Consider the following 8,325-nt stretch of genomic DNA (forward strand, 5'->3'; position numbering starts at 1 on the left):
CCTCCAGGGAGGGCGCCGCGCCCCGGTCCTCGGTCACCTCGGCGGCCGGCACCACCACCCGGAACGTGCCGTCCGTGTTGGGGATCACCCCGAACCGCAGGTGGGTGCGGCGCACCTCGGCGACCACCGCGGCCACGTGCTGCTGATCGGCCGTCAGCTCCAGGTCGCCGAGCAGCGTCTCGACCGTCGCCGGCTCGCCCGCGAACTCGATCCCGAGCCGGCGCCGCACCGTGCTGCGCCCGCCGTCGCAGCCGACCAGGTAGCGCGAGCGCAGCCGGGTGCCGTCCGCCAGCTCGACGTCCACCCCGTCGGCGTCCTGGGCGAGCCCGACCAGCTCGCAGCCGGGGCGCAGCTCGGCCCCCAGCTCCACGGCCCGCTCGCGCAGCAGCCGCTCGGTGGCCGGCTGCAGGATCGACAGCCCGTACGGGTGCGCGGTGTCCAGCTGCTCCGGCCACTCCTTGTGGATGCCGCCGAAGAAGCCGCCGACCCGGAACTCCTCGCCGGCCGCGCGGAACCGGTCGAGCAGTCCGCGCTGGTCCATGATCTCCACGCTGCGGGTGTGCAGGCCGCGCCCGCGCGACTCGCGAGTGGGCTCCGCCAGCTTCTCCAGCACGACCACCCGTACCCCGTGCAGCCGCAGCTCGGCCGCCAGCATCAGGCCGGTCGGCCCGCCGCCGGCCACGATCACGTCGATCATCAGGTGCCCCGTTTCCCCAGGTAGTGGCTTCGAGCGGAGATTCTGCGGCAGGCCGGGGGCCTTGCCGCAAGGCCCCCGGTGCGTTATACCTTGATCACGGCAGGGAGTCGGTGGACTCCGTGCCGTTGTCGTTTTCGTGCCCCCGGCCGGGCCGGCCCGCGGCCGTGTAACTTACCGCCGGATCCCGCGCACCCCCTTGACGCTCCGCCAGGGGTGCGGCAATCTCCTCGACTCGAACCCCGGTACACGCGCAGCCGTCCGTGACGGCGGTTCATGTTAACGCTCACATTGATCCTCCCACCCCCCACCCACGAGCAGGGAGACCCCATGCGAGACACCACGGACAGGCGGCCGCAGCACCCGGTCCGGGCCAGGTTGGCCCGGGTCGGGGCCGCGTTGGCGGTGCTGGCCGGCGCCCTGGTCGGCGTCACCACTCTGAGCGGCGCGGCCGCGGCCGCCACCCAGGGCCCGTGCGACCTGTACGCCGCCGGCGGCACGCCCTGCGTCGCCGCGCACAGCACCACCCGGGCCCTGTACGCCGGGTACGGCGGCCCGCTCTACCAGGTGCGGCGCGCCTCGGACGGGGCGACCAGGAACATCGGCCCGCTGAGCACCGGCGGCTACGCCGACGCCGCCGCGCAGGACGCGTTCTGTGCGGGCACCAGCTGCGTCATCACCGTCATCTACGACCAGTCCGGCAAGGGCAACCACCTCACCCAGGCCCCCGCGGGCGGCGCCGCGCCGGGCCCCGACAATCTGGCGAACGCCACCGCCGCCCCGGTCACGGTCAACGGCCACGCGGCGTACGGCGTCTACATCGCCCCCGGCACCGGGTACCGCAACGACCACACCTCGGGCATCGCCACCGGCGACCAGCCGGAGGGCATGTACGCCGTCCTGGACGGCACCCACTACGACGCCGGCTGCTGCTTCGACTACGGCAATGCCGAGACCAGCAACACCGACACCGGCAACGGCCACATGGAGGCCGTCTACTTCGGCTCCATCAAGGTCTGGGGCTCCGGCACCGGCAACGGCCCCTGGGTGATGGCCGATCAGGAGAACGGCCTGTTCTCCGGGCTGAGCACCGGCTACAACGCCAACGACCCGTCGGTCAGCCACCGCTTCCTGACCGCCATGGTCAAGGGCGCCCCGAACCAGTGGGCGATCCGGGCCGCCGACGCCCAGACGGGCAGCCTGTCCACCTACTACAGCGGGGCCCGCCCGAACGCGGCCGGCTACAACCCGATGCACAAGGAGGGCGCCATCATCCTCGGCATCGGCGGGGACAACAGCGACAGCTCCGACGGCACCTTCTACGAGGGCGTGATGACCGCGGGCTACCCGACGGACGCCACCGAGAACGCCGTCCAGGCCAACGTCGCCGCGGCCGGCTACCGCACCTCGGCCCCCGCCGGCGCCGTCGCGCCCGGCTCGCGGGTCTCGCTGCAGGCCACCACCGCGTGCTGCACCTCGGACTACCTGCGCCACGACGACGCCGACACCAAGGTGGTCCTCTCCCGGATCACCGCGTCGAGCCCGGCCACGGACAAGGCCGACGCCAGCTGGATCGTGCACACCGGCCTGGCGAACAGCGCCTGCCTCTCCTTCGAGTCGGCCAACTCCGCGGGCCACTACCTGCGCCACTTCGACTTCGAGCTGTACCTGGACCCGAACGACGGCACCTCCCAGTTCGCCCAGGACGCCACCTTCTGCCCGGGCGGGGGCAACAGCGGCAAGGGCTACTCGTTCCAGTCGGCCAACTACCCCGACAAGTACCTGCGCCACTACGCCTACACCGGCTACCTCGCGAGCTTCGGCGGCAGCAACGCCTGGGACGCCACCGGCCTGTGGAACGACGACACCAGCTGGCTGGTCGACCCGTCCTGGGGCTGACACCGGGTCCGGGCGCGGGACGCGGACGGACCGCTCAGTCGCCGTTCGGGCGGTCCTGCTCCGCGTCCTGCTCCCGGCGGTGCTTGCGCAGCCGCCAGACCACCAGGGCGGCGATCACCAGGACGGCGACCAGCACCGCCAGGCCCCGCCCGACCAGGGCCTCGATCCGGCTGTACGCGGCGCCGGCGAAGTAGCCCAGCGCGACGAAGCCGACGCCCCAGACCAGCCCGCCGAGCGCGTTGTAGAGCAGGAACCGGCGGTACGGCATTCGGGAGATGCCGGCCAGCGCGGGCATCATGGCGCGGAAGAAGGCGATGAAGCGGCCGAGGAAGACCGCGCTGGCGCCGCGCCGGCCGATGAACTCCTTGGCCTCGCCGATCCTGCGCTGGTGCCGGCGCAGCGGACCGATGGTCAGGATCCGGTCGCCGTACCGGTGGCCGACCTGGTAGCCGACGCTGTCCCCGACGATCGCGGCCAGCACCACGAGGGCGCCGAGCCACCAGACGTTCACCCGTCCCTGGTGCGCGATCACCCCGCCGAGCACCGCCGCCGTCTCACCGGGCAGCACGAACCCCACGAAGATCGCGTCCTCGGCGAAGACCAGCCCACCGACCGCCGCGTACACCAGCGGTCCGGGCAGACCCTGCAGCCAACTGCTGACGCTCACCCGGTGGTCCTCCTCGCCGATCGGATCCTGTGACAATTCGTACCGCGTCCCGGGGCGATCGGGACAGCGGACGCGCGGTCGGGCGGTCAGTGGTGACCGACGGCCGCGTACTTGGCCAGCTCCAGCAGCGATTCCAGGTCCAGCCCGGCCTCCAGCACGCAGAGCGCGGTGGCCAGCACCAGGCCGGCCAGCGCGGCCGAGGGCCAGCCCAGTCGGGGAGCGGGGGCGGTGAGCAGCGCGCTGACCCGGCGGGGGACCGGGCCGGGACCGGCCGGTCCCGGCCCGAAGCGGTGCAGCAGCCCGCCCGGCACCAGCCGCCCCAGGATCCCGAGCGCCCCGCCCGGCAGCCAGCCGCGACCGCGGGTGCGGCGGGCCGCGAGAGCCGCCTTCCCGATGGTGCGGGCCACCCGGGCGCGGTCGCCGACGGCGGCCGCGGCCCGTTCGTCGGCCCACCGCTCCACGGTGTAGCCGACCGTGGCGGCCAGTGGGCGCAGCAACGGATTGGCCGCGGCGGCGAGCTGGGCGCAGGCCACGAACAGGTAGTGACGGTGGGTCAGGTGGGCCCGCTCGTGCGCCAGCAGGACCTGCTGCTCGGCGGGGTCGAGCGCCCCGAGCATCCCGGTGGAGACCACGATCCGGCCGGGTCGGCCGGGTACCGCGTAGGCCTCGGCGCCGGGCGCGTCGACCACCACCAGTTGGTCGCGCCCGGGCAGGCAGGCAGCCTCGCCGATCGAGAGCGCCAGGGTGCGGACCCGCCGCCAGAGCATCCGGCCGGCCGTCGCCGCCAGGGCGGCGAGCAGGGCAGCGGCGAGCGCGGCGGTGGACAGTCGCGCCGGGTCGTGGTGCTGGGCGGCACGGGCCGACCAGTGGTCGTGCGCGAGGTGGGCCAGCAGCGGGATCCGGATCAGGCCGGTGACGGCGAGCATGCCCAGGGTCGCGGTACTGGCGGTGGCGAGCAGCAGCGCGCCGACGGTGAGCAGCCAGGTGGCCTGCCGGGGCGGCAGTTGCTCACCGGCCGGCCGGGCCAGCAGCGCGGCCAGCAGCGGCAGCAGCAGCGGCAGGTAGACGGCGACGCGCACCGGGGCCTACTGCCCGAGGTCGAGGAGGCGGCGCAGCAACTCCTCGTCGTCGTCGGAGAGCTCGTCGACGAAGTGGGCGAGGACGGCCTCGCGGTCGCTGCGTCCGTCCAGCACCTTGCGCATCCGGCGGGCGGCCAGGCCCGACTCGTCGGCGACGGGGGCGTAGGCGTAGGCCCGGCCGCGCTTGGTGCGCCGCAGCACGCCCTTGTCGTGCAGCCGGGTGAGCGTGGTGACCACGGTGGTGTAGGCGAGCCGGGTGTCGGCCAGGCCGTCCAGCACCTCACCGGGGGTCAGCTCGGCAGGGGCGGCTGCGTGCAGCACGGCCAGGACCTCGGCCGCCAGCTCGCCCTTGGCCCGGCCCTCGGCCGGTTCGTGCCCGCTCACGGGTGGTCACCTCCTGCGCTATCTTCTACATTCACGTAGAAGTTCTACGGACCTGTAGAAGTATCTGCGGGTCCGCAGTCTGCCATGCCCACAGGGTGGCGTGGCCCACTCAGGAGGCAGTGCGTGAGCACAGCAGCGGTGGCAGGCCGCGCCCGGCGGACCGTGGTGGCCCGGGCCGAGTCGCTGACCAAGGCGTACGGCAGCGGCGAGACCCGGGTGATCGCGCTGGACGCGGTGAGCATGGCCGTCCGGCACGGCGAGTTCGTCGCGATCATGGGCCCGTCCGGCTCCGGGAAGTCCACCCTCATGCACTGCCTCGCCGGCCTGGACGGTGCGAGCGCCGGGCAGGTCTTCATCGGCGACACCGAGCTCACCCGGCTCAAGGACAAGCAGCTCACCCAGCTGCGCCGGGACCGGATCGGCTTCGTCTTCCAGGCCTTCAACCTGCTGCCGACCCTGACCGCGCTGGAGAACATCACGCTGCCCGGCGACGTCGCGGGCCGGACGGCGGACCGGGACTGGCTGGACCAGGTGGTGACCGCGGTCGGACTGACGGACCGGCTGCACCACCGCCCGACCGAGCTGTCCGGCGGCCAGCAGCAGCGGGTGGCGTGCGCCCGGGCGCTGGCGGGCAAGCCGGAGATCGTGTTCGCCGACGAGCCCACCGGCAACCTGGACTCGCGGGCCGGTGCCGAGGTGCTCGGCTTCCTCCGCCGCTCGGTGGACGACCTCGGGCAGACCGTCGTGATGGTCACCCACGACCCGGTCGCCGCCGGGTACGCCGACCGCGTGCTGTTCCTCGCCGACGGCCGGATCGTGGACGAGCTGGTCGAGCCGACCGCGGCCACGGTGCTGGACCGGATGCAGCAGTTCGACGGCGCCGGACGCAGGAGCTGACCCGTGTTCAAGGCAAGCCTGCGCACCTTCCTCGCCCACAAGGGCCGGATGGCCCTGTCCACCCTCGCCGTGCTGCTCGGGGTGGCCTTCGTCTCGGGCACCCTGGTGTTCTCCGACACCATCGACCTCGCCTTCGCCGGCATCGCCGGCTCGACGGCGGCCGACGTCACCGTGAAGCCGAAGCAGGCCTTCACCCCCGAGGTGGAGGACCGCGGCCTGTCCGGTGAGGTGCCGACCCTGCCCGCGAGCGTGGTGGCGAAGGTGGCCGCCGTGCCCGGGGTGCGGGCCGCGCACGGACAGGTCTCGCTGCAGAACCTGACCGTGGTCGACAAGGACGACAAGGCGGTCGGCCCGACCACCGGCGCCCCGACGCTCGGTCAGAACTGGTACGACGACCCGCAGGTCCACCTGGTCCAGGGGCACGCGCCGACCTCGGCCGGCGAGATCGTGCTCGACCGGGCGAGCGTGCGGCACAAGGGCCTGCGGCTGGGCGACACGCTCCACGTGCTCACACCGGCGGGCTCGCTGCCGGGCACGCTGGTGGGAGTGGTCGACTACACCAGTGGGAACCCCGGCGTGACCATGGCGTACGTCGACACCGCCACCGCGCAGCGGGCGCTGCTCGGCAAGCCCGACCGGTTCACCGGGATCACCGTGGACACGGCGCCGGGCACCGGCCACCTGGCCGCGCAGCGGGCGATCAAGGCCGCGCTGGGTGACGGGTACTCGGTGGCCACCAAGGAGGAGCAGGCGCAGACGGCCGCCCAGCAGATCAGCTCCTTCCTCGGGGTGGTGACCACGGCGCTGCTCGGGTTCGCGGGGCTGGCGGTGCTGGTCGGGATCTTCCTGATCCTCAACACCTTCTCCATGCTGGTCGCGCAGCGGACGCGCGAGCTCGGGCTGCTGCGGGCGCTGGGCGCCGGGCGCGGGCAGGTGCTGCGGGCGGTGCTGACGGAGGCGCTGCTGCTGGGCGTCCTGGGTTCCACGCTCGGGCTCGCGGCCGGGATCGGGCTGGCGGCCGGACTCACGTCGCTGATCTCCGGGTTCGGGGTGGACCTGTCCGGCACGGCCCTGGTCATCAGCCCCGTGACCCCGGTCGCCGCCTACGCGGTCGGAGTGGTGGTGACGCTGGTCGCCGCCTACCTGCCGGCCCGGCGCGCCTCCCGCATCCCGCCGATGGCCGCGCTGCGCGAGGCGGCGGTGCCGCCCGCGCCGCGGCTGGTGCGCCGGACCGTGCTGGGTGCCGTGCTCCTGGTGGCGGGCCTGGGACTGCTGTACGGCGCGGCCACCCACCACGCCACCCTGGTCACGGCGGCGGGCCTGCTCGGCGGCGGCATCGTCACCTCCCTGGTGGCGCTGGTGGTGCTCGGCCCCACGCTCTCGCGGGTGGTGGTGTACGGGCTCGGCGCCCCGTTCCCGGCGCTGTTCGGCGCGGTGGGGCGGATGAGCCGGCTGAACGCGGTCCGCAACCCCCGTCGCACCGGGGCCACGGCCGGGGCGCTGATGATCAGCCTCTCGCTGGTGGGTGCGGTGGCGGTGCTGGCGGCCTCGCTCACCACCTCGGTGAACCGGGACGTGGACAACACCTTCGGCGCCGACTACGTGCTGTCGGGGAACGGGGCCACGCCGATCGGGCACGAGGTCACGGCGAAGGTCGCGGCCGTGCCCGGAGTCGTGGCCGTCACCCGCCAGCGCTACGCGGTGGCGCACCTGAACGGGTACCAGCTGGTGGTCTCCGGCGTCGACGTCGCCACGGTCGACCGGGCCGTGAAGCCGCAGTACGTCGCGGGCTCGACGGCGAACGTGGCGGCCGGAGAGCTGATGGTCGATCAGACCACCGCCACGGCGGACCGTCTGACCATCGGTTCGACGGTCGAACTGCACTTCCTGAACGGGAACACGGGAACCCTGACGGTCGGTGCGATCAGCAAGCCCCCGGCGGGCGCGGGCAAGGACGGCGGCAGCTGGGAGGTCTCGCTGGACACGCTGAGCCGGTTCGCTCCCGAGGCCCAGGACTTCACCCTCTACCTCACCACCGCGCCGGGGACGGACCGCAAGGCGCTCGATGCCGCCCTCGCCCCTTACCCCCAGGTGACGGTGCAGAGCCAGGCCGACTACAAGAAGGCGGTCACCGGGCAGGTCGACACCGTCCTGTACCTGGTCTACGCCCTGCTCGCGCTGGCGATCGTGATCGCCGTGCTCGGCGTCGTCAACACCCTGGCCCTGTCGGTGATCGAGCGCACCCGCGAGATCGGCCTGCTCCGCGCGGTCGGCACCTCGCGGGGTCAGGTGGGCCGGATGGTCCGCCTGGAGTCGGTGCTGATCGCGGTCCACGGTGCGCTGCTGGGGTTGGGGTTGGGGCTCGCCTGGGGCGTGGCCGGCCAGCGGGTGCTGACCCTGTACGGGATCACCGCACTGAGCATCCCGTGGGCCACCATCCTCGCGGTCCTGGTGGGCGCGGCGGTGGCGGGCCTGGCCGCGGCGGTGCTCCCGGCCGCGAAGGCGGCCCGCACCCGGGTGCTGACCGCGATCGCGGCGGGGTAGCCACCATGGTGAGCCTGATCGTGCGCCGCCTGTGCGCCCGGTGGCGGGGGTTGCGTCGACAGTGAGCGTGGCTCGCCCGCGCTGACGAGCCGCCACCCGAGGCATCAACACCTCCGAACGAGTGAGGGGGAAACCCCAACACCAGCGGGTGAGGCCCGCAC

Annotated in this window: 7 protein-coding genes; 3 read left to right on the forward strand and 4 right to left on the reverse strand. The window is 73.6% G+C overall.

Annotated elements, in window-relative coordinates; genetic code table 11:
• A partial coding sequence (locus tag ACFW1A_RS35175; RefSeq protein WP_380416537.1) for an FAD-dependent monooxygenase occupies nucleotides 1-697 on the reverse strand: 697 nt, incomplete at its 3' end.
• A gap of 327 nt (nucleotides 698-1,024) precedes the next feature.
• Here ACFW1A_RS35175 and ACFW1A_RS35180 point away from each other — a divergent pair.
• Entirely contained in the window at nucleotides 1,025-2,593 is a 1,569-nt protein-coding gene (locus ACFW1A_RS35180) for an alpha-L-arabinofuranosidase B (protein WP_380416540.1), read from the forward strand.
• 34 nt (nucleotides 2,594-2,627) lie between these two features.
• Here ACFW1A_RS35180 and ACFW1A_RS35185 read toward each other — a convergent pair whose 3' ends face one another.
• The 3 genes from ACFW1A_RS35185 to ACFW1A_RS35195 form a co-directional block, all read right to left on the reverse strand.
• Nucleotides 2,628-3,260, reverse strand: coding sequence for a DedA family protein (locus ACFW1A_RS35185; protein WP_380416542.1), 633 nt, complete (start codon nucleotides 3,258-3,260; stop codon nucleotides 2,628-2,630).
• Nucleotides 3,261-3,346: 86 nt separating this feature from the next.
• Entirely contained in the window at nucleotides 3,347-4,339 is a 993-nt protein-coding gene (locus ACFW1A_RS35190; protein ID WP_380416544.1) for a M56 family metallopeptidase, read from the reverse strand.
• Between the two features lie 6 nt (nucleotides 4,340-4,345).
• Nucleotides 4,346-4,723 carry a BlaI/MecI/CopY family transcriptional regulator gene (locus ACFW1A_RS35195; protein WP_380416547.1) on the reverse strand — a complete coding sequence of 126 codons (378 nt, stop codon included), beginning with the start codon at nucleotides 4,721-4,723 and terminating at the stop codon, nucleotides 4,346-4,348.
• Between the two features lie 123 nt (nucleotides 4,724-4,846).
• Here ACFW1A_RS35195 and ACFW1A_RS35200 point away from each other — a divergent pair, with 123 nt between their 5' ends.
• Together ACFW1A_RS35200 and ACFW1A_RS35205 are read left to right on the forward strand one after the other, a co-directional pair.
• Entirely contained in the window at nucleotides 4,847-5,620 is a 774-nt protein-coding gene (locus tag ACFW1A_RS35200; RefSeq protein ID WP_380416549.1) for an ABC transporter ATP-binding protein, read from the forward strand.
• Nucleotides 5,621-5,623: 3 nt separating this feature from the next.
• A complete protein-coding gene (locus ACFW1A_RS35205) occupies nucleotides 5,624-8,164 on the forward strand; it encodes an ABC transporter permease (RefSeq protein ID WP_380416551.1) in 2,541 nt (846 codons plus the stop codon).
• Nucleotides 8,165-8,325: the final 161 nt, after the last annotated feature.

It is taken from the genome of Kitasatospora sp. NPDC058965, from assembly GCF_042741245.1.
GTDB lineage: Bacteria > Actinomycetota > Actinomycetes > Streptomycetales > Streptomycetaceae > Kitasatospora.